Source organism: Desulfuromonas versatilis (genome assembly GCF_019704135.1).
In the GTDB taxonomy this organism is placed as follows: Bacteria; Desulfobacterota; Desulfuromonadia; order Desulfuromonadales; family NIT-T3; genus Desulfuromonas_A; species Desulfuromonas_A versatilis.
This window is the reverse complement of sequence record NZ_AP024355.1, coordinates 3,667,331-3,686,466: the sequence shown is the minus strand read 5'-3', so window position 1 is coordinate 3,686,466 and position 19,136 is coordinate 3,667,331. Positions and strand designations below refer to the sequence as shown.

Annotated in this window: 19 protein-coding genes and 1 pseudogene; 1 reads left to right on the top strand and 19 read right to left on the bottom strand. The window is 63.7% G+C overall.

What is annotated here, in order from left to right; genetic code table 11:
- Nucleotides 1-203: 203 nt before the first annotated feature.
- Nucleotides 204-986: an iron-sulfur cluster repair di-iron protein gene (ric, locus tag DESUT3_RS16555; protein ID WP_221249573.1), complete on the top strand. Its 783-nt coding sequence runs from the start codon at nucleotides 204-206 to the stop codon at nucleotides 984-986.
- Between the two features lie 71 nt (nucleotides 987-1,057).
- Here ric and DESUT3_RS16550 read toward each other — a convergent pair whose 3' ends face one another.
- The 19 genes and pseudogenes from DESUT3_RS16550 to argH all read right to left on the bottom strand — a co-directional run bounded on the left by DESUT3_RS16550 (nucleotide 1,058) and on the right by argH (nucleotide 19,127).
- A complete protein-coding gene (locus DESUT3_RS16550; protein WP_221249572.1) occupies nucleotides 1,058-1,873 on the bottom strand; it encodes a ribosomal protein L7/L12 in 816 nt (271 codons plus the stop codon).
- A gap of 186 nt (nucleotides 1,874-2,059) precedes the next feature.
- Entirely contained in the window at nucleotides 2,060-2,320 is a 261-nt protein-coding gene (locus DESUT3_RS16545) for a DUF3862 domain-containing protein (RefSeq protein ID WP_221249571.1), read from the bottom strand.
- A gap of 71 nt (nucleotides 2,321-2,391) precedes the next feature.
- Entirely contained in the window at nucleotides 2,392-3,879 is a 1,488-nt protein-coding gene (locus DESUT3_RS16540) for a sensor domain-containing diguanylate cyclase (protein WP_221249570.1), read from the bottom strand.
- Nucleotides 3,880-4,001: 122 nt separating this feature from the next.
- Complete coding sequence (locus DESUT3_RS16535; protein ID WP_221249569.1) at nucleotides 4,002-4,880, bottom strand: site-2 protease family protein; 879 nt, start codon at nucleotides 4,878-4,880, stop codon at nucleotides 4,002-4,004.
- Between the two features lie 149 nt (nucleotides 4,881-5,029).
- Entirely contained in the window at nucleotides 5,030-5,440 is a 411-nt protein-coding gene (locus DESUT3_RS16530; protein ID WP_221249568.1) for a threonyl-tRNA synthetase editing domain-containing protein, read from the bottom strand.
- Nucleotides 5,437-5,961, bottom strand: a complete 525-nt coding sequence (locus tag DESUT3_RS16525) for a hypothetical protein (protein WP_221249567.1) — start codon at nucleotides 5,959-5,961, stop codon at nucleotides 5,437-5,439. The genes DESUT3_RS16530 and DESUT3_RS16525 overlap by 4 nt, the downstream gene beginning before the upstream one ends.
- A gap of 238 nt (nucleotides 5,962-6,199) precedes the next feature.
- A complete protein-coding gene (locus DESUT3_RS16520) occupies nucleotides 6,200-6,424 on the bottom strand; it encodes a hypothetical protein (protein WP_221249566.1) in 225 nt (74 codons plus the stop codon).
- 238 nt (nucleotides 6,425-6,662) lie between these two features.
- On the bottom strand, nucleotides 6,663-7,346 hold the full coding sequence (locus DESUT3_RS16515) for a metal-dependent hydrolase (RefSeq protein WP_221249565.1): 684 nt from the start codon (nucleotides 7,344-7,346) through the stop codon (nucleotides 6,663-6,665).
- A gap of 269 nt (nucleotides 7,347-7,615) precedes the next feature.
- Entirely contained in the window at nucleotides 7,616-8,134 is a 519-nt protein-coding gene (gene tsaA, locus DESUT3_RS16510) for a tRNA (N6-threonylcarbamoyladenosine(37)-N6)-methyltransferase TrmO (protein ID WP_221249564.1), read from the bottom strand.
- 220 nt (nucleotides 8,135-8,354) lie between these two features.
- On the bottom strand, nucleotides 8,355-8,945 hold the full coding sequence (gene msrA, locus DESUT3_RS16505) for a peptide-methionine (S)-S-oxide reductase MsrA (protein WP_221249563.1): 591 nt from the start codon (nucleotides 8,943-8,945) through the stop codon (nucleotides 8,355-8,357).
- A 34-nt stretch (nucleotides 8,946-8,979) separates the two neighbouring features.
- Nucleotides 8,980-9,405, bottom strand: a pseudogene (gene msrB, locus DESUT3_RS16500) (peptide-methionine (R)-S-oxide reductase MsrB); the annotation flags it as partial.
- A 308-nt stretch (nucleotides 9,406-9,713) separates the two neighbouring features.
- Entirely contained in the window at nucleotides 9,714-10,712 is a 999-nt protein-coding gene (locus DESUT3_RS16495) for a phosphotransferase (RefSeq protein ID WP_221249562.1), read from the bottom strand.
- Between the two features lie 210 nt (nucleotides 10,713-10,922).
- Entirely contained in the window at nucleotides 10,923-11,540 is a 618-nt protein-coding gene (locus tag DESUT3_RS16490; RefSeq protein WP_221249561.1) for a YigZ family protein, read from the bottom strand.
- 52 nt (nucleotides 11,541-11,592) lie between these two features.
- The gene (locus DESUT3_RS16485; protein WP_225911543.1) at nucleotides 11,593-12,813 is read right to left on the bottom strand and encodes a Fic family protein; all 1,221 of its coding nucleotides are present in this window, start codon (nucleotides 12,811-12,813) and stop codon (nucleotides 11,593-11,595) included.
- A 326-nt stretch (nucleotides 12,814-13,139) separates the two neighbouring features.
- The gene (locus tag DESUT3_RS16480) at nucleotides 13,140-14,375 is read right to left on the bottom strand and encodes an LL-diaminopimelate aminotransferase (RefSeq protein ID WP_221249560.1); all 1,236 of its coding nucleotides are present in this window, start codon (nucleotides 14,373-14,375) and stop codon (nucleotides 13,140-13,142) included.
- A gap of 637 nt (nucleotides 14,376-15,012) precedes the next feature.
- Nucleotides 15,013-15,816 carry a 4-hydroxy-tetrahydrodipicolinate reductase gene (gene dapB / locus DESUT3_RS16475; protein ID WP_221249559.1) on the bottom strand — a complete coding sequence of 268 codons (804 nt, stop codon included), beginning with the start codon at nucleotides 15,814-15,816 and terminating at the stop codon, nucleotides 15,013-15,015.
- 86 nt (nucleotides 15,817-15,902) lie between these two features.
- Complete coding sequence (dapA, locus tag DESUT3_RS16470; protein WP_221249558.1) at nucleotides 15,903-16,778, bottom strand: 4-hydroxy-tetrahydrodipicolinate synthase; 876 nt, start codon at nucleotides 16,776-16,778, stop codon at nucleotides 15,903-15,905.
- A gap of 143 nt (nucleotides 16,779-16,921) precedes the next feature.
- On the bottom strand, nucleotides 16,922-17,701 hold the full coding sequence (locus DESUT3_RS16465) for a fibronectin type III domain-containing protein (protein ID WP_221249557.1): 780 nt from the start codon (nucleotides 17,699-17,701) through the stop codon (nucleotides 16,922-16,924).
- Between the two features lie 46 nt (nucleotides 17,702-17,747).
- The gene (gene argH / locus DESUT3_RS16460) at nucleotides 17,748-19,127 is read right to left on the bottom strand and encodes an argininosuccinate lyase (protein ID WP_221249556.1); all 1,380 of its coding nucleotides are present in this window, start codon (nucleotides 19,125-19,127) and stop codon (nucleotides 17,748-17,750) included.
- Nucleotides 19,128-19,136: the final 9 nt, after the last annotated feature.

The window sequence follows — 19,136 nt, the reverse complement described above, 5'->3', positions numbered from 1 at the left end:
TCCCGCAGGTTTGGTTTCCGCGCCTGACTATAGAGGATCGTGCGCGGCGGTACAACAAGGGAGTTGGCCGGAGGCGCCGAGTGGGGAGGGCGATCCTGGTTTCTTGATCCCGGTCAAGGCTCTCGGCGGGGGCTTCGCGTTACGCTGAAATCATCCAGCCCGCCGAGCAGGGCACGGGCCGCTGACCACAAAGGAGAAACGCCATGAACGATTCAACGAGTGCACGCATGATCCCTTCGGCGCAGACCACGGTCGGCGCGGTTGTTGCCGACGACTTCCGGACCGCCAGGGTCTTCGAGGCCCACGGCATCGATTTCTGCTGCGGTGGCAAGGTTGCCCTCGGCGCCATCTGCCGGGAGCAGGGGCTCGACCTGGGCGAGTTGCTGCGGGAGATTGCCGGGGCGAAAAGCGCCGCCGTCGGCAGCAGCCAGAACTACGCAGCCTGGGCACTGCCGTTTCTCGCCGATTACATCGTCAACACCCACCACGTCTATCTTAACGAGAATACCGGACAGATCGCGGCCTACGCCAGCAAGATCGCCCAGGTCCATGGCGCCCACCATCCCGAGGTGATCGAGATCGCGGCCATATTCGCCAAGATCGCCACGGACATGGCGGCCCACCTGCGCGAGGAGGAAGAAGTGCTCTTCCCGGCAATCAAGCGGATTGACGCCTCCACCAGGGCCGGCCATGCGCCGGAGGCTGCCGATGTGGCGACGATTCAGGCCTCGCTGGTTAAGCTCGACCAGGAACACCAGGAAATCGGCGACGCCGTCCATGCCATCCGCGACCTCGCCAAGGGGTATGGAGTACCGGAGGGTGTCTGCAACACCTTCGCGGTCACCTACCAGAAGCTGCGCGAGTTCGAGGACGATCTGCACAAACACGTCCACCTCGAAAACAACATTCTCTTCCCCAAGGCGGCCAGGCTCGGCTGCGCGGATAAACGCTGTCCGCCGTCAGGGCCGGCGCGGCGCCGGCCCTGACCCTGGGTTTTGTGGATCTGCTGTACGATACCTGGCAGATCCTCTGACTGAGCAGTGAAGTCCTCTCAAGGCTAAGGGGAACGGTCGCGCCTCCGGGTCAGAAACAGCACCAGCAGAAATGGCAGCAGACCATTGACCACCCACCGCCCGAAGCGTTTCAATTCCGAGTCCTTGAGGTCGGGGGTGTGGGGGATGACCCGCAGGGTGCGCCCTTGAAACAGGGTGGCGGTGACTTGGGGATTGTACCAGGCCGGGACCTCGGTGCCGGGAGGGTAGAGACGCTTTAGTCCCCTGAATCCGAGTTTTTTCGCCTCGGCCAGGTCGGGGGCGTAGAGCCGCTCGTCGCGCCCGGCGATGCGCCCGGTAAAACCCCAGAGCAGCCCCCCTTCGTCGAGCAGGTCGTGGCGCAGTTCGCCGATGGTGAAGGTTTCGGCCCGGTAGCCGCCTAGATTGGCCAGCACGATCAGGCTGCTGATGGCATCGACGCTGGTGGCCAGGGCCCAGCCGAAGGCGGCCACCACGGCCAGAGTTGTCAGGAAACTTTTCCAGGAACGCTTCCCGGCGCCGGAGGGGAGGGGGCCCTGCTGGGCCTCGACCAACTGCTTGGCCTGCTTCAGGCCGATCCCGCGGGTTTCGCGCAGCAGCCGGATCGCCTCGATCTTGCGCCCGCCCTGCAGGGCGGCCAGCACCTCGGCCGGCAATGGTTCGCCCGCGGACCGGGCGCCGCAGGCGCTGCCGGTCAGGTAGGCATCGGCCAGTCGCTTGGCCTCGCTCAGGCTGATGGCGCGGGTTTCGCGCAGCAGCTTGATCGCCTCGATCTTATCGCCCCGGTCCAGGGCTGCGGCCACTTCGGCCGGAAGCGGTTGTGGGGGTCGGACAGAGCTCATGGCAGCCTCCTCGGCAGGCGGGGGACATTGCAGGCCCAATATGGTGGAGCGGCCTGCAAATGTCGTTCCCGCACCAGGTGGAGCTACGGCCTGGCTCGGCGGAGGGGGTGGCGCTTGGTGAAGGGGGGATGGCGGAACCCGGTCGGGTCCTAAACCACCCTCGGAATCGGTTGGGCGGGTCTTCGCTCAGCGGATGTTATTGCTGGTGGCGATGATCACCTTGTCGTTCATGAACCCGACGGTTATGTTTTTCTGTTCGTCGCCCCAGACGCAGCTGCGGACGAACAGCGCCTCGGAGCAGCTGTCGGGCCTGCCGAGGATCTGTACCACCTCATCGTACTCGGCGCCGGTTTTGATCTTTTTGAAGTTCTCGACGGTCAGCCGGCTGCAGCCGATGAGCAAGGCCAGCAGACCGAGGATGGCGATCAGACGGATGGCTTTGAGCATGGGATTAATCCTTTCCTGACAGTTGAAGCCTGGCCACCCGCAGCTGAAGTAAGGGCGCCCGTTCGCCTGGTTTAGCCTTGGGCCGCTATCCCGACCTGGGCCGCGGCTGGCATCCGGGGCTGATCGGGGGAACTCTCCACGCGGTTGCGCCCCTTGGCCTTGGCCTGGTAAAGGGCCTGGTCCACCCGCCGGGTCAACGAATCAAGATCCTCGCCGCCCAGGAACTCGGCCACCCCGAAGCTCGCCGTCATGGGGATCTTTTGCCCTTCGTAGCTCAGCGGGGGGGTGCCGATGGCCGCGCGGACCTTTTCGGCCAGTTCCAGGGCGCTTTCCAGGGGACACCCCTTGAGCAGCAGCAGGAACTCCTCTCCCCCCCAGCGGAAAAAGAGATCCGATTCGCGCACCTCGGCTCTCACCCGCCTGGCCACCTCCTGCAGGACCGCGTCCCCTGCCTGGTGCCCATGGTGGTCATTGACCCGCTTGAAATGGTCGAGGTCGAAAAGGATCACTGAAATGGCCGAGCCGCTGCGCTGACAGTCGGCCCGGGTCTGGTCGAAGAAGGAGTCGATCCCCTTGCGGTTGTAGGCCCCGGTAAGCTTGTCGGTGGCGGCCCAATCCTCGAGCCGGCGCTGGTAGGAGGCCAGGGCCCGGTAGGTGATCAGCAGCACCACCAGGGTGACCAGGGCGCAGATCCCGAGGTTGAACATCAGGGCGTGATTGATCTTGCTCAGGGCCCGCCCCTCGTCCTGCTCAACCAGCAGGATCCAGTCGAACTCCTTGATGTAGCGCGTGTTCAGGTGAACGGTCCGGCCGTCCCGCTGGTAATTGAGGGCCAGGGAGTCGCCCCCGAGGATGGTCTCGGCCAGCGGCGCGAGGCCGGGGATCTGCTGCAGGCTCTGCCCCTTGCCGGCGAAGGCCGTGCTGCTCAGGGTGAGCTTCCCCTGGGGATCGACGAAGAAGATGTCGCGGTTGAAGCGCTGGCGGTAGCTTTCGATCAGGGCCTTGACCGCGCTCACCGTCAGCCCGACCCCCGTGGCGCCGAGGTAATTGCCCGCGTAGTCGTAGACCTTATGGTTGATGAAGATGGTCATGGCGTCCCGGTTGGCCATGTCCGGGTCGACGTTGATCTCGTGCTCGGCGGCCATTTCCCTGACCCGGAAATACCACCGGTCGCGCTCTTCTGCAGGATCGACCTTTTTCAGGATGCCGTTGGAGTGATAGTAGATCCGGCTTTTCTCGGAAACGAAAAAGCTGGTGACCGTGTCGTATTTGCTCTGGATTTCCTTGAGGTAGCGGCTGATGCGCTCGGGCTCCTGCTCGCCGTCGAGGATCCAGTCGCGCAAAAAGGTGTCGTGGGCCATGAGCGAGGAGATGAAGATGGGGCGCAGCAGATCGCGCTGGATCTCCGAGTAGATGTTGTCGCTGGTCAGCGGCAGGGTGTTCTGGTCGATCTCCCGGCGCAGCGACGCCCGGGAGACGAAGTAGCTCGCCAGGCTGGTCACCAGAAAACCGCCAACCAGAAGCAGGCAGATCCACAGCACGATTCGATTGGGTTTCATTCGCATCCTGATCTCCTCGGCGGCTTGAGCCTGGGTCCGGAACTGAGCTCAGGGGAAAATGTACACAAAAATGCCGCGATAAGCCAGGCAGAAAGACCCGGCGCCCCCTGCCCGCGCCGCGGTCAGAGGCCCTGCAGGGGGATCTGCATCAGCAGCATGCCGATGGAGGTGGCCGCCAGCAGCAGCAGAAAGGCCGCCCCCATGGCGATGCGCTTGCCCAGGGGGACGGCGTAGTAACGCGCACGCTCGGCGTTGGACTGCTTGAACGCGGTATAGACCTGGTAGCTGCCGAGGATCAGGATCAGGGCGATGATCGGCGACCAGGTCAGGTAGAAGAGCCCGACCGCCCCCGCCAGCCCCAGCACCCAGAGCTTGGGGCTGATGACGCCGATGATCCGCCCGCCATCCAGGGGCGAGATGGGCAGCAGGTTGAACAGGTTGAGCAGAAAACCGCTCGAGGCCAGGGCGTACCAGAACAGGTTTCCGGTGACGCTGCCGATGCCGACGCAGCCGATGGCCCCCAGGGTGCCGAGCAGCGGTCCGCCGTAGGCGCCCACCGCCTCGACGTAGGCGTTTTTGGGCATCTGCTTCATGACGATGTGCGCCCCCACGAAAGGGATGAACATGGGGGCCGAGGCGGGCACCCCCATCAGACGCAGGGCCAGCACGTGCCCCATCTCGTGGATGAAGATCAGCGCCACGAACCCCGCCGCGAAGGACCAGCCCCAGAACATGGCGTAGGCCCAGATGCTGACCAGCATGCTGATGAAGGTTTTGAATTTGCCGACCTGCAGCAGCAGGCCAAGGTACTTGAGCTTGCTGAAAACGAAAACCAGCAGCAGGCCGAGATAGCCGAAGCGGCGCAGTCCCCCGCCAACTCGGGGCTGGGGGGCCGTCGGAGGCGAGGTGGGGCCATCCGGTGAATAGGGCCGGGTTTCCCCCTCAAGTTCAAGGGAGGCCGGCGGAAATTCGGACGAATACTCTGGACGATTTTCTTGCATCGGGTTTCCTGGGGTCGGGATTGTTCGCCTGGGGAAATTCTTGCGGACGGGTAATGCTACCACCTGGATGGCGTCAGGGCTATCGAATATACCTATCGGCCACCCGAAAGGGTTTTTTGCAAAGCCTCGGGGTACAGTTGCGGCGGATGTTAGAAGCTGGCAAAAATGCGTGCGGCGGATTTACCCGGCGCCGCCAGTTCGAGGTCGTGGAAATAGCCGAAGGGGGTCTGCCAGGTCTGGTAGCCGGCGGCCTGCAGGCGGGCCTCGGTGCGCTCGAGCAGGGCCCTGGTGAACTCGGGCGCGGCCTTGGTTTCGGCCAGGTGGGAGAAAGAGTGGAGCAGGATGCGGGTGGTCTCGTTCTTGCGCGCGCCCCACTTGAGGTTTTTTACCAGCTTGGTCTCGACCTTGCCCGGGTCCGCCTCGTCCTGGGCCTCGGCATGGATCCACCCCACCAGCACGTTCTCGAGGCTGCGTTCCTCGCTCAATTCCGCGGCGCTCTCCAGCCCCTTCTCGGCGGTGCGCCAGGCGAAGCGGTCGCTGTAGATCATCAGCAGTTTCATGGCACGGGGGCTGCGGCTGCGGTGTTTTTCCTGGCTGCGCCGCCGGTCAATGGGGCGAGGATTCCCTGCAGGCGCGCTCCCTCGACGCTGCCGGTGGCCAGCAGTTCGTCGGCCAGCTGCTCGATCACCTGCCAGGTGGCGCCATCGGCCATCCATTGCTGCAGCCTGCGCATCACGTTGAGGCCGACCAGCCGGGCCCGGGCGTGGTTCTGCAAAACCTTCCAGGCCTCTTCCCGCCATTCAGCCAGATCGCTCAGCGCGACCAGGGGGTTGGTGGCCGGCGGCCCCAGTTCCAGGTAGCGCTGTTCGGCAGCGATGCCGGCCATGGTCACCAGGCCGAACTCATAGAGTCCCAGGGATACTTCCTGGTCCAGGGCTGCTTCGCCGCAGCCGGCAAGGCCCCGCCAATATTCCACGCCCAGAGTGACCCGGGCGGGGGTGAAGCGACCTCGGCCCACCAGGGCCTGAACCACCGCGTGCCCCGCCTGGTGAACGGCCACCCTCCTGATTTCGGGAATCATGACGGCCACCCTGAGGGTTGCGGGCCGGGGGGAGCCGGCCGGTTGCCGTGTGGCAATGTTTTCATCCTGCCCTCCTGTGCCGGAACGAAGTGCTGTGTGATCCGCCGGAAAAAAGCCCGCGGAAGATCGTTGCTTCCGCGGGCTTGGTTGCCGTTGCCGCCACCATGCCGCTGTGGTCGTCGGCACTTGCCGGGGCCGTGCCGGGCCTGGTGGGGCGGTGGGGGGTGCCGGGCCCGGGTCAGCGGATCGGGGTCGGGTTGCAGACCAGGTCGGGTTTGTCGGTCGGTCTGCCACAGGTGAAGCACTGGTATTTCAGGTTCTGATCCATCTGGTCGCACATCTGGCTGATCTTTTCCGGACCGGAGCCGCAGTAGTCGGCACGGCTGGCGTTTTTCTCGGGCTTGCAGAGGTGGTCCCGCTCGTCGGAAATCACTCCACAGCTTGAGCATTTGTATGTTTTCATTTCAGCTCTCCTTTGCAAAAAATGGCAACGAAATGCAACCATTTTGGTCAACATTATAGCAGCCGATGGGGGATGCACAAGGAAGCCTTTCGTTGTGGGGGGATTTGCTTCAGGAGGGAGAAACAACACCAGGCCGCCGCTCCCGGTCGGCAGCCGAGGAAGCAGTTGCAAACACCGACGCTGCTGGGGAAAAGGCGAAAAACCTCAAAAGACAACCGGCGCCCCTTTTCCCGGCCCCCTAAAACTCGAAACTCTCCCCCGGTTTCAACACCACCACCCGAGCCCCGGTCTCGCCCTCAACCCGTTTCTTCCACGCCTGGGCGTCCTGGTTGAGCAGCTCGAAGGTGTTGTAATGGATCGGGAGGACCGTCTTGGGCTGCAGCATCTTCACCGCCCGCAGGGCGTCGTCGGGGCCCATGGTGTAGTTGTCGCCGATGGGGAGCACCGCCACCTCGAGCCCCTCCTCGCCGATCAGCCGCATGTCGCCGAACAGCCCGGTGTCCTGGGCGGTGTAGATCTTCTTGCCATCGTTGGTGGTCAGCAGAAAGCCGCAGGGGTTGCCGCCGTAGGAGCCGTCGGGGAGCATCGAGCCGTGCAGGGCGAGGGTCAGCTTGAGGTAGCCGAAGGGGTGGCGGTGACCGCCGCCGAGGTGCTGGCCGTGGACCTTCTTGAGCCCCTGCTTGCCGAGCCAGGTGACGATCTCGTGGTTGCTGATCACCAGCGCGCCGGTGCGCTGGGCGATGGCGAGGGCGTCGCCGACGTGGTCGCCGTGGCCGTGGCTGACCAGGATGAAGTCGGGGGAGACCTGCTCCGCGCTGGCCGAGGCGGCCGGGTTGCCGGTGAAAAAGGGGTCGATCACCAGTTGGTGCCCGCCGGTCTCAAGGCCGAGGGTGGCGTGGCCGTACCAGGTCAGTTTGTTCATCCAGATTCTCCTTGGGCGAGGATTGACGGGGGAAAATTCCTCGCAAGTATAGCAAGCCCGGGCTGGGTCGGGGAGGCTTGTCGTCGCATAAGTCGGCAAATAGGACGCAGCCCCAGGGCATGTATAGGTGCCCGATTAAATGAACTGGAGGCCCTGTGGCGAGTCAGGCGAGCATTAAATTCGGTATTGTGTCCCGCGCTTACGAGGCCGTGGGCACTTCGCTCTCCGAATTTGCTTGGGCCGCGAAAGCCCCGTCCGGCCCGCCTCGACTACCGGGGCTTTCGCAACCCCGGCGCGAAATTGCGCCCCAGCCTGGCATCCAGCTCATCGACCCAGCCGGCCCTGGCGCCGGGAAAGGCGTCGGCGTAGGGGACGTAGGGTTTGATATCCAGAACCGGCGTGCCGTCCAGCAGGTCCACCCCTCGCAGGTGCAGGGTCTTGGCCTCCACCTTGACCAGCTCCACCGCCGACAGGCCGATGGGGTTGGGGCGATGGGGGGCGCGGGTGGCGAGAACGCCCCGCTTCGGTCCGCCCCGGGGCGGCTTGACGCGGCTTTTCCACCCCTCGCTCAGGTGAAAGGCGAAGATCAGCCAGAGCCTGTCGAAGCCCTCCAGGTCCTGGATGACCTGCTCGTCGAGCCAGTCCTGCAGCTCCAGGGTGGCGGTCGCCACCTCCCCGGTCGCCGTGCCTTCCACCACCGTGCCCTGGTGGGGAGCGTCGATGCGCCGGGCATAGGGGGAGCGCAGAATGCCGATGGGGCGAAAGGTGAATGGGGTGTCCTGGGTCATCTCGGGAGATCGGGCTGCAAGCCGGCGCGCCGGGCGGGGTGCGGCGCTTGAGCGGTTGGGATTAAATTATGCGATTCGGGATCGGCGGGAATGCTAGCGCTATCGGGAACCGCTGGCAATCAAAAACGGGGGGAACGCTATTTCGTTATGAAAGGGGAAGGGCGGGGATCCCGGGGTACCCGCAGCGGGTACCCCGGAACGTCTGCCGGCAGCGGACGTCCTAATGGGCGGCCTTGTCGCCCCAGATCTCCTGGAGCCGCTGGTCGCGTCCGCAGTTCCAGCGGTAGAGTTTGTAGCGGACCGGGTTCTTCTTGTAATAATCCTGATGGTAGCTTTCCTCGCCGGCTATCGGGTAGAAGGTCGAGGCATCGAGGATCGGCGTGACCACTTTCCGATCGGGGAACTTCGCCGCCACCTCGCTTTTCGAGGCCTCGGCGATCTCCCTTTCGGAGTCGTTGGCGACGAAGATGGCGCTGAGGTAGCTGTGTCCGCGATCGCAGAACTGCCCGCCGGCGTCGAAGGGGTCGATATGCACCCAGTAGTAGTCGAGCAGCTGCCGGTAGCTCACTTTCTGCGGGTCGTAGGTGATCTCCACCGCCTCATAGTGCCCTTGATGGTTGCCGTTGTAGGTCGGGTTTTTCAGCGTGCCGCCGGTAAAGCCCGAGACCACGTCGGTCACTCCGGCGAGTTTTTCGAAATCCGCCTCCATGCACCAGAAGCACCCCCCGGCCAGAACGGTTTTGGCGGCCTGGGCGTTGGCGGCGAACACCAGCGAAAGGGTCAACGGGAAAAGGAGCTTGGCGATTTTCATAGAACCTCCTCCGTGCAGAGGTAGCGCGGTTGACTTATTTGAACAGCTTCGCGTATTCCCCGTAGCCGTTCTGCTCCAGCTCGGCGGCCGGGACGAAACGCAGTGCCGCCGAATTGATGCAGTAGCGCAGGCCGGTCGGGGCCGGGCCGTCATTGAATACGTGCCCCAGGTGCGCGTCGGAGTCTTTGCCGCGCACCTCGGTGCGCACCGTGAAGAAGCTGCGGTCTTCCTTCTCGACGATCTGGTCGGGGTCCAGCGGCCGGGTGAAGCTCGGCCAGCCGGTGCCCGAATCGTACTTGTCGGTGGAGCTGAACAGCGGCGCCCCGGAGATGATGTCGACATAGATCCCCGGCTGGTGGTTGTCCCAGTAGGCATTCTTGAACGGCGGCTCGGTGCCGTCCTGCCGGGTGACCTTGTACTGCAGCGGGGTCAGCCGGCTGCGCAGTTCCTCGTCGCTGGGGATCGGGGTCCGCTCTCTCTTCATCTCGCCCTTCATCATAGCATCCGCCGCCATCTGCATCTGCTCCTGCGGCATTGATGGCGAAGCGGCCATCTCCTCGGCCTGCTTCATCCCCTTGTCCATGCTCAGGCTGTGGGCGACGTAGCCGAGCATCACCAGGGTTACGCTGAGAATCGTGATTGCCAGGGTTTTCATGAGCACCTCCGGTTGGCTGTTCGTCTGTTTTGCATGATGGAAGTATAGCGGAGGTGTTTAAAGCGCGGTTAACGGGGATGTAAAGATCGGGTAAAGATTGGGGGGGGGAGGGCTTACCCCCCTGGGGCTGCGTTGACGGCGCGCACCACCGCGTGGGCCATCCGTTCGCTGTAGCTGGTGAGCTTCCAGTGGTCGGGGCTCCAGCCCTTCAAGAAACGATGAAAATCGGTCCAGGCCACCGGAAAAAGCCCCCGCCAGTCCGCTTCCACAGCCCCGGCGTCGACGGACGGCCGAAGGCGGGCCAAGGCCTGACGCAGCGACGTGAAATAGGTATCAAGCAGCCAGGGTTCGAGCCGCTCGCACTCTTCTTCACTCAGGCAGCTGCCGATGAAATAGGCGACGTCCTTCATCCCGCAGCCCCCGCCCGCATACTGAAAATCGACCGCCGCGACCCGTGCTCCGTCGGGTGAAAAGCAGAAGTTCTCCAGCTTGGCATCGCCGTGGACCAGGGTCTGGTAGGGGCTGTCACGCAGCAGCCTGTCGATGGCCGTGGCCGCCTTTTTGAGGGGCAGATCGTCCAGGGCCGCAAGCTCGTCGGGGCGGGTCTCCAAGTGCCAGTAGGTACCCTGCTCCCACAGCCCCTCCGGTTGGCATCCGAGAAAGGTGGCATGAAAGGCCGCCAGCCAGCCCAGGCAGGCGCGGAGTTCGGTTTCGGTGACGGTCTCCCGGCGTTCGGAAAAGCCCGCTTCGTCAAGATCCTCGAGGACCATGAGGATCTCGTCGCCGCGGGTTTCCACCGCCAGGCATTGGGGGACCGGGCAGTCGGCCCCGCAGCGGGCGCTCCAGCGAGAGTACCAGGCTATTTCCACAGCATAGGAGCGCAGTTTGCGTTGGTGCGAGCGATCGCTGTTCCAGCCGCGGGGGTGGTTGACCTGATCGGGGAACCGGACATGCTTGACCACCACCCGCTTTCGATGCGAGCCGGTCAACCCGTAACGCACGATGGTTCCGTAGCCGCTCCAAAGTTGCTGGATCACCTCAATCGGCTGAATGCCGCTGGCTCCGGTTGCCTGATGGATCAGGGCGGTCAGGTTTTCAAAATTCGGGGACATAATACATATTTTAATGCTTTGGAAAGCCCGGGGATTGTTTGCTTGTTTCCTTCCAGCCGAAGGGGGTATCCGGGAACGGCGGGTATGCTAATGCTATTGCGGGAAGCCAGCAACGAAAATAATGAGGTGTGTTTCAATAGCTCCTTGAGAATGTGGCAATTCAAGACCTGACCCCAGCCCCGAAGGTCAACTGCTAAGTCGCCATCATCGCTAAACCGTGTCCAGCACCCCTTGCCCAGCGGTCAGATCGGCAAACATCCTGCGAAACCGGGCCTCCTGCTCCTCGGGGAGGCGCAGCCGGAGGCTGACTTTATCGGTATAGTCGGTGGCGAGGGTCTCGCATTCGAACTCGGCCAGGCGCCGGTCGAGGGGCGTCACCAGGGCGTAATCAAAGGTCGCCCGAAGCTGCACCCAGGCGATGCGCTCGGCGCGGGGCACCTGTTCGAGTGCCGTCTGTGCGGCTGCCGTGTAGGCCTTGACCATCCAGCCCTTGCCGAGCTTGATGCCGCCGAAGTAGCGGGTCACCACCAGCGCGGTGTCGCCCAGGCCGCTGTGCTGAAGGGTGGTCAGCATTGGTCGACCGGCGACGCCGTGGGGCTCGCCGTCGTCACTCAGCCCGATCTGGTTGGTGCTGCCTGGCGGACCGACCAGGTAGGCCCAGCAGTTGTGGTTGGCATCGGGAAATTCAGCTTTGAGTTCGGCGACAAAGGCCTGCGCCTCGCTCGCCGAGGCCACCGGCTGAACCGTGGTGATGAAGCGGCTGCGTTCCACCTCGATTTCACAACGGAAGCGGGCGGCCGGGATTGGGTAGCGTGGCTGAGGGCTCATCCGGATGTCTCCAGCGATGGCAAAAAGGTAAGGTCCGGAGCCATTGCTTGCTTTAGCCGCCAATCTGTGCCGGGTAAAGATCTGGAAACAGATAGCCGGCGATCAGTGTGGGCAGGGCCAGCCGCACCGGACCTTTGGGCATGCTGGCGACGAGCAGGCCTTCGTCGAGCAGTTGGCTGAGCACCATCCTTCCGGTGCGTTCCGCCAACCCGGAGACCCGGATCATATCGCCGCGCCCCACTTCCCCGCGCAGCAGCGCTTCCTGGAGCATGAAGGTCGCCTCGGGCTTGAGGGGCGGGTTGCCCGGTTTGGGCGGCGGTGCGATTTTGGCCGCGCGCAGTTGAACATAGCCGTGGATGCGCTCCAGCAGGGTGTCGAGTTGCAACACCTCCTGCATGTAGGCGATCTGGTCGAGGCAGACTTCGAGGAAAAAGCGGCAGAAGCGGGCCAGGCCTTCGCTAGAGAGGTTGCCGCGGCCATCGTAATCGTTGCGGCGCGGCGCATCGGCCCAGGTCAGGGCCGCCATGTAGTCGTCTCGCCGCCGGGCCAGGCCGCGGCTCAGGTTCCAGAGGTCGTAGCCCGGAAGGGGCAGCTGTTGAAAACAGGCGTCGGTGAACAGTCGCGCCACCCGGCCGTTGCCGTCAAGAAAGGGGTGAATCCACATCAGGCGGTGGTGTGCGGCCGCCGCGGCAATAATCGGCATCACGCCGTGGTGTGCGTCCCTGCGATAGAAGCTGGCGAACCGATCGAGCAGGGCGGGGAGCGCGGTGGCGACCGGCCCGATGTTCCGACCGACCCGGATCTCCCGCCGGCGCAGTTCGCCGCCGACAACCTCCAGTACCTCGCCTGTTTCGTCGTCTCTCACCCGGCGCAGCTCGTCGGGAAGCTGATCGTAGAACAGCCGATGGGCGCGGCAGAGGAAGTCGGCTCCCGCGACATTGAGGGCCGGGTCGTTCTGCAGCCAGGTTTCGATGGCCTGCTGGCAGCGGATGTGGGCCAGGCTTTCGAGTTGCAGGTCGCGCCGAGCAGGGTCGGTGGAATAGTCCTGGCGCATGGCTCGCTCGATGTCAAACGGGTGTGTGCTGTGCCCTTCGATGAGGTTTGAGTAGTAGCTGTTGATCAGGCGCAGCAGCTCGACAACCGGCTGTTGGCTGAGGGGGTGCAGCTGGCCGCCGAGGGCGGCAGAGCGGGCCACGACTTCGCGGGCCAGGTCTGCTAGCTCGGCCGTCGCGACGGGGAGCAACGGCTCCATATGGGAGGGCTTGTCGTACATGGAGTCACCATGCCTTTGCCGATATTAATGCCGATCTAATAAATATGCTAACTATTTAGCATGAAATAAATTATTTGGCAATACTGGTGCGTGGGAGGGAGGCTTGTGCCGATTGTTCTGCCGGTTTGTCAGTAGGAAGGGACAGGTCTTTGCCATAAAAGCAGCAGCGCAAGACCTGACCCAGATCCCAAAAGTGTTTTTGAAATAAGGAAGGGAAAATCTGGACCATGTCTCGCGGTTGCGAGATATGGGGGTAGCCGAGACGCCTATATCTCGCCAAAAACAAGAAGGGCGGCCAAACCGGCCGCCCTTCTTGTTTCGTCAACTTACTTGCCCCACTTTTTCTTGATCCGCTCCACCGCCTCGACGACTTTCTCCTTGTCGCCGAAGGCGCTCAGGCGGAAGTAGCCTTCGCCCGAGGGGCCGAAGCCCGAGCCGGGGGTGCCGACCACGTGGCACTCGCTGAGCAGTTTGTCGAAGAAGTCCCAGCTGGAGAGCCCTTCGGGGGTCTTGAGCCAGATATAGGGGGCGTCGACGCCGCCGTAGCAGGTGATGCCGGCGGCCTTGAGGCCCTCGCGGATGATCCGCGCGTTGTCCATGTAGTAGTCGATGATCTCCTTGGTCTGCTTCCAGCCTTCATCCGAGTAGACGGCGGCGGCGGCTTTCTGCACCGGGTAGGAGGCGCCGTTGAACTTGGTGGTGGTGCGGCGGTTCCACAGCTTGTTGAAGCTGTACTTCTCGCCGCTGGCGGTGGTGCCCATCAGCTCTTCGGGGACGACCACCAGGCCGCAGCGCACGCCGGTGAAGCCGGCGGTCTTGGAGAAGCTGCGGAACTCGATGGCGCACTTCTTGGCCCCTTCGATCTCGTAGATTGAGTGGGGGATGCCCGGGGTGGTGATGAAGGCCTCGTAGGCGGCGTCGAAGAAGATGATGGCGTCGTTGGCGTTGGCGTAGTCGACCCACTTCTTCAGCTCGTCCTTGCTGGCGACGGTGCCGGTGGGGTTGTTGGGGAAGCAGAGGTAGATGATGTCGACCTTCTCTTTGGGCAGGTCGGGGACGAAGTTGTTCTCTTCGGTGAAGGGCATGTAGACGATGCCCTTGTAGTAGCCCTTGGCGTCGGCCTCGCCGGTGCGGCCGACCATGACGTTGGTGTCGTTGTAGACCGGGTAGACCGGGTCGCCGATGGCCACCACGTTGTCCAGGGCGAAGATGTCGAGGATGTTGGCGCAGTCGCACTTGGAGCCGTCGGAGATGAACATCTCGCTGGCCTTCAGCTCGACGCCGAGGGGCTTGTAGCTCTTGTCGATGATGACCTGGGAGAGCCAGTCGTAGCCCTGCTCGGGGCCGTAGCCGGCAAAGCGGTCGCTGGTGCCCAGGTCGTCGACGGCGTCGTGGAAGGCCTTGAGCACCGCCGGGGCCAGGGGGCGGGTGACGTCGCCGATGCCGAGGCGGATGATCTGGGCGCCGGGGTTGGCGGCGGCGAAAGCCTTGACGCGGCGGCCGATTTCGGGGAACAGGTAGCCGGCTTTGAGTTTGAGATAGTTGTCGTTGATGCGGGCCATTCAAAAACTCCTTTTATGTTGGATTCAGAAACGTCCGATTCGAAACTGATTGCCGGTTCAATAGAAACCGGCATGACGATTAACGTGTAAATAGCTAAAAGGTTTTTAGAACCGACAACCCGGCTGCAGCCTGTCCCGGTGTGGATGACCGGTCCAAGGTTGCTCACTGGTTCGGCCGGGGGGAGGTGCCACGAAGTACCGTCGATCCCATCTCCACCTGTGTTGATACGTGGTACCAGGGCCGCGCCAGTCATGCCCTCCGCAGGAGACGCCTTTTTCTTTGCTTCCTTTCTTTTGGGCGAGCAAAAGAAAGGAAGGCGGGGAGCGGGGCGCAGCGCCCGCGGTTTCCGGTTCCGGCTCCCGGGGGAGGAGCTCTGCCGGAAAACCGGCGGGACTCGCCCCGCCAGGCGAGTTACTTTTCTTGCTTGCCCAAGAAAAGTAACCAAAAGAAGGGCACCCCCACCGTTTGCCCCTTCGGGGTTCCCTCACTCCAGTCTTTTAATCCGACGGGGACGAAAACTTGCCCTTCGGGCTTCGGACATTCGTCCCCGAATGCCTCGGATTAAAAGACTTCCGTTCGGCTGCACTCAAAGGGGGGGGAAGGTCAAAAGCGCAATCAGGGGCAAAGGCGAATTATTTATTTCAGCCCCAGCACATCCTGCATGTCGTACATCCCCGCCGCTTTGCCCTTGAGCCAGCCGGCGGCGCGCACGGCGCCGCGGGCGAACATGTCGCGGCTCATGGCGCGGTGGGAAATTTCGATGCGCTCGCCCATGCCGATGAAGTAGACGGTGTGCTCGCCGACGATGTCGCCGCCGCGCACGGTCTGCATGCCGATCTCTTCCTTGGTGCGCTCGCCGCACATCCCCTCGCGGTGGAAGTTGGCGACCTTGTTGTAGTCGCGCCCCAGGGCTTCGGCGACCACCTCGCCCATGCGCACGGCGGTGCCCGAGGGGGAATCTTTTTTCTTGTTGTGGTGCAGTTCGACGATTTCGACGTCGAAGCCTTCGCCGAGGATGCCCGCGGCCTCCTTGAGCAGCTTGAAGCAGGCGTTGACGCCGACGCTCATGTTGGGGGCCAGCACCACCGGGATCTTGGCAGCGGCCTTTTCGGCCTCGGCGCGCTGGGCGGGGGTGAAGCCGGTGGAGCCGATCACCACCTGCTTGCCCAGCCGGGCGCAGACCTCGAGGTTTTTCAGGGTGACCTCGGGGAAGGTGAAGTCGATGAGCACGTCGGCGTTGGCCAGGGCCTCCTCGAGGCTGCCGGAGATCTTGACTCCGGAAGCGCCGCAGCCGGCGATGAGCCCGGCGTCCTGGCCGATCATGTCATGGCCGGGGCGCTCGACGGCGCCAGCCAGCTCCAGGCCATCGGCCTCCTTGATGGCGGTGACGATGCGCCCGCCCATCCGCCCGGCGGCGCCGGTGACGGCAACTCTGATCATGGAAATCCTCTTGAGAAACGTGATGGGTAATTCGTAATGGGTAATAGGTTTTTCAATAACCAATCACCAGTTACCAGTCACGGATATTAGATCAGTTCGTACTTCTTCAGCACGGCCTTGAGCTTCTCCAGGTTGGCCGGCTGCATGGCCACCAGCGGCAGGCGAACCTGCTCGCCGCATTTGCCCATCAGCGCGGCGGCGGTCTTCACCGGCACCGGGTTGGACTCGATGAACATGGTGTTGTGCATCTCGAGCAGCTGCAGGTGCAGCTTGCGGGCGGTGACCCAGTCCCCCTTGTCAACGGCGGCCACCATGGCCTTGACCTGCTTGGGCATGATGTTGGCGGTGACCGAGATCACCCCCTTGGCGCCGCAGGCCATCAGCGGCAGGGTGAGAAAGTCGTCGCCGGAGAGCACGTCGATCTTGTCGCCGGCCTGGGCCAGGATTTCGCTGGCCTGGGTGAGGTTGCCCGAGGCCTCCTTGATAGCGACGATGTTGGCGAATTCGGCCAGGCGGATGGTGGTCTTGGCCTCCATGTTCATGCCGGTGCGCCCGGGCACGTTGTAGAGCACCTGGGGGATGGCGACGGCCTCGGCGATCGCCTTGTAGTGCTGGTAGAGCCCTTCCTGGGAAGGCTTGTTGTAGTAGGGGGAGACCAGCAGGACGCCGTCGGCGCCCATCTCCTTGGCGTGCTGGCTCAGCTCGATGGCCTCGGCGGTGGCGTTGGAGCCGGTGCCGGCGATGACCGGCACACGCTTGTTGACCTGCTCGATGCAGACCTGGATGACCCGGTCGTGCTCCTCGTAGCTGAGGGTGGCCGACTCGCCGGTGGTGCCGCAGGGGACAATGACGTCGGTGCCGTTTTCGAGCTGGAACTCGATCAGCTGCCGGTAGCGCTCCTCATCGAACCGCCCCTGGCTGTCGAAAGGGGTGATGATGGCGACCATGGAACCTGTGAACATGGGTGTCTCCTCCAGAGTGATTGAAAACTATGTGAAGCGTTGCAATTAACGAAGTCGAGGGCCGGTTAAAAAGGCGTTATCCGGGCCGGTAAAAAGACATTGGTAGCATACCTCCCAGGCAATGTCAAAGACCGCCTTGCCGCTCAGCGGCCTGCCTGGGGGGCCGCCGAGGCGGTGGCGGAAAGGCCGCTTTCGAGCACCCTGCGCCCCAGGCGCACCACGCTTCTGGCCGCGTACAGATACTGCTGGCCGTTCTCCACGGCGAAATCGTCGAAGGCCCCCTCTTTGAGTGGCTCGCGGTTGAGCGGGGTGGGGGGGAAGGGGGCATCGGGGGTGCGCCGATACAGGTTGACGCCGAGGGCCTCGGCCCCCTGGCGCGGGTCGTCGATGGGCTGCCAGCGCAGGCTCACCAGCTTGTCCTTGCCCGCCGCCTCGAGATTGATGGGGCTCGGCGGGGAGGGGAGGAACAGCACGCGCACCAGCGCCGGCTGCCCCTCGCGCCCCTTGCGGTTGAAGGGGGCCACCCGGTACTGGTAGCCGGAGCCGGTCTCCATTTCCGTGTCCCAGAGGTAGAAGCGGTCGCCGATGCGGGTGGCCTTGCGCAGGTAGTCGATGTCCACCTCCTGCATCAGCACCGAGGTGTCGCGGCACTCGGGGCAGTCATCGGCGGGGTTAAACTTCATCTTGAAGACCCGGAAACCCTCCAGGTCGGTCAGTTCCGAGCCGTCCTGGTTGATCTTCGGCAGGTCCCAGGCAAGCAGGAACCGCGCCCCGAGCTGGCGGACCTCGAAGCGCTGCACGGCATCGGGCAGGGGCTGGCGCAGCGGCCGCACCGGGCCTTTCTTGCCGCAGCCGGCAAGCGTCAGCAGCAGCGAGAGCAGCAGCGACAGCAGCAATAAATGGAGGGGTAATCGAAAAGCCATGGAATCCATCTCACGCAAAGGCGCACAGAGCGCCTGGAGTGTTCTACTACTTTTTCCGCTCGTCCCGGGCCCGCTTGATCTCGCGCTCCACCGCTTCACGGGCGGTGCCGCCGGTGGCGCGGCGGGCGTTGACCGAGGCCTCGAGGGTGACGTAGTCGTAGATGTCCGCCTCGATGGCTTCGGAGAACTGCTTGAACTCCTCGAGGCTCAGCTCGGGGATGTCTTTGTTGTTTTCGATGCAGTAGCGCACCGTCTTGCCGACGATTTCGTGGGCGTTGCGGAAGGGGATCCCCTTGCGCACCACGTAGTCGGCGACGTCGGTGGCGGTGGAGAAGCCGCGGGCGGCGGCCACCCGCATGTTCTCGGCCCTGACCTTCATCTGGGCGATCATGTCGGCGAAGATCTTCAGCGAGCCCTTGACCGTGTCGATGGTGTCGAACAGCGGCTCCTTATCCTCCTGCATGTCCTTGTTGTAGGCCAGCGGCAGCGACTTCATCAGGGTCAACAGGCTCATCAGGTTGCCGTAGACCCGGCCGGTCTTGCCGCGCACCAGTTCGGGGACGTCGGGGTTTTTCTTCTGCGGCATGATCGAGCTGCCGGTGCAGAAGGCGTCGGTGAGCTCGATGAAGTTGAAATCGGCGCTCGACCAGAGGATCAGCTCCTCGGAGAGCCGCGAGAGGTGCATCATCAGGATCGCCGCGCCGGAGCAGAACTCGAGGGCGAAGTCGCGGTCGGAGACCGAGTCGAGGCTGTTGCGGGTCACCCCGTCGAAGCCGAGCTGCTCGGCGACGAACTCGCGGTCGATGGGGAAGGTGGTGCCGGCCAGGGCGCCGGCGCCCAGCGGCAGCACGTTGAGGCGCTTCAGCACGTCGGCCATGCGCCCGGCGTCGCGCTTGACCATCTCGTAGTAGGCCAGCATGTGGTGGGCGAAGAGCACCGGCTGGGCGGTCTGCAGGTGGGTGTAGCCGGGCATGATCACCGCCAGGTTGGCTTCGGCCTGGCCGAGCAGCGACTCCTGCAGGCTGTCGAGGTAGCCGAGGATCTCCTTGAGCTCGTCGCGCAGGTAGAGGCGCACGTCGGTGGCCACCTGGTCGTTGCGCGAGCGGGCGGTGTGCAGCTTGCCCCCCACTGGGCCGATGCGCTCGATGAGCCGCGCCTCGATGTTCATGTGGATGTCCTCGAGGCTGACCTTGAACTCGAAGTTGCCCGCCTCGATGTCGGCGAGGATCCCCTCGAGCCCGCCGATGATGGTCTCAGCCTCGGCGGCGGCGATGATCTGCTGCTTGGCGAGCATCCTGGCGTGGGCGATGGAGCCCTGGATGTCGTAGCGGTACATGCGTTTGTCGAAATCGATGGAGGCGGTGAACTCCTCGACGAACTTGTCGGTCGGCTGGGTGAAGCGGCCAGCCCAGGGTTTTTCGCTCATGCTGTGTGC

Coding starts and splice junctions, on each gene's coding strand:
- dapA (WP_221249558.1), bottom strand. CDS start 16,778: ATGTTCACAGGTTCCATGGTCGCCATCATCACCCCTTTCGACAGCCAG.
- DESUT3_RS16545 (WP_221249571.1), bottom strand. CDS start 2,320: ATGCTCAAAGCCATCCGTCTGATCGCCATCCTCGGTCTGCTGGCCTTG.
- argH (WP_221249556.1), bottom strand. CDS start 19,127: ATGAGCGAAAAACCCTGGGCTGGCCGCTTCACCCAGCCGACCGACAAG.
- DESUT3_RS16465 (WP_221249557.1), bottom strand. CDS start 17,701: ATGGCTTTTCGATTACCCCTCCATTTATTGCTGCTGTCGCTGCTGCTC.
- tsaA (WP_221249564.1), bottom strand. CDS start 8,134: ATGACCCAGGACACCCCATTCACCTTTCGCCCCATCGGCATTCTGCGC.
- DESUT3_RS16490 (WP_221249561.1), bottom strand. CDS start 11,540: ATGAGCCCTCAGCCACGCTACCCAATCCCGGCCGCCCGCTTCCGTTGT.
- DESUT3_RS16535 (WP_221249569.1), bottom strand. CDS start 4,880: ATGCAAGAAAATCGTCCAGAGTATTCGTCCGAATTTCCGCCGGCCTCC.
- DESUT3_RS16525 (WP_221249567.1), bottom strand. CDS start 5,961: ATGATTCCCGAAATCAGGAGGGTGGCCGTTCACCAGGCGGGGCACGCG.
- dapB (WP_221249559.1), bottom strand. CDS start 15,816: ATGATCAGAGTTGCCGTCACCGGCGCCGCCGGGCGGATGGGCGGGCGC.
- DESUT3_RS16485 (WP_225911543.1), bottom strand. CDS start 12,813: ATGTACGACAAGCCCTCCCATATGGAGCCGTTGCTCCCCGTCGCGACG.
- ric (WP_221249573.1), top strand. CDS start 204: ATGAACGATTCAACGAGTGCACGCATGATCCCTTCGGCGCAGACCACG.
- DESUT3_RS16515 (WP_221249565.1), bottom strand. CDS start 7,346: ATGAACAAACTGACCTGGTACGGCCACGCCACCCTCGGCCTTGAGACC.
- DESUT3_RS16550 (WP_221249572.1), bottom strand. CDS start 1,873: ATGAGCTCTGTCCGACCCCCACAACCGCTTCCGGCCGAAGTGGCCGCA.
- DESUT3_RS16495 (WP_221249562.1), bottom strand. CDS start 10,712: ATGTCCCCGAATTTTGAAAACCTGACCGCCCTGATCCATCAGGCAACC.
- DESUT3_RS16480 (WP_221249560.1), bottom strand. CDS start 14,375: ATGGCCCGCATCAACGACAACTATCTCAAACTCAAAGCCGGCTACCTG.
- DESUT3_RS16530 (WP_221249568.1), bottom strand. CDS start 5,440: ATGAAACTGCTGATGATCTACAGCGACCGCTTCGCCTGGCGCACCGCC.
- DESUT3_RS16540 (WP_221249570.1), bottom strand. CDS start 3,879: ATGAAACCCAATCGAATCGTGCTGTGGATCTGCCTGCTTCTGGTTGGC.
- msrA (WP_221249563.1), bottom strand. CDS start 8,945: ATGAAAATCGCCAAGCTCCTTTTCCCGTTGACCCTTTCGCTGGTGTTC.
- DESUT3_RS16520 (WP_221249566.1), bottom strand. CDS start 6,424: ATGAAAACATACAAATGCTCAAGCTGTGGAGTGATTTCCGACGAGCGG.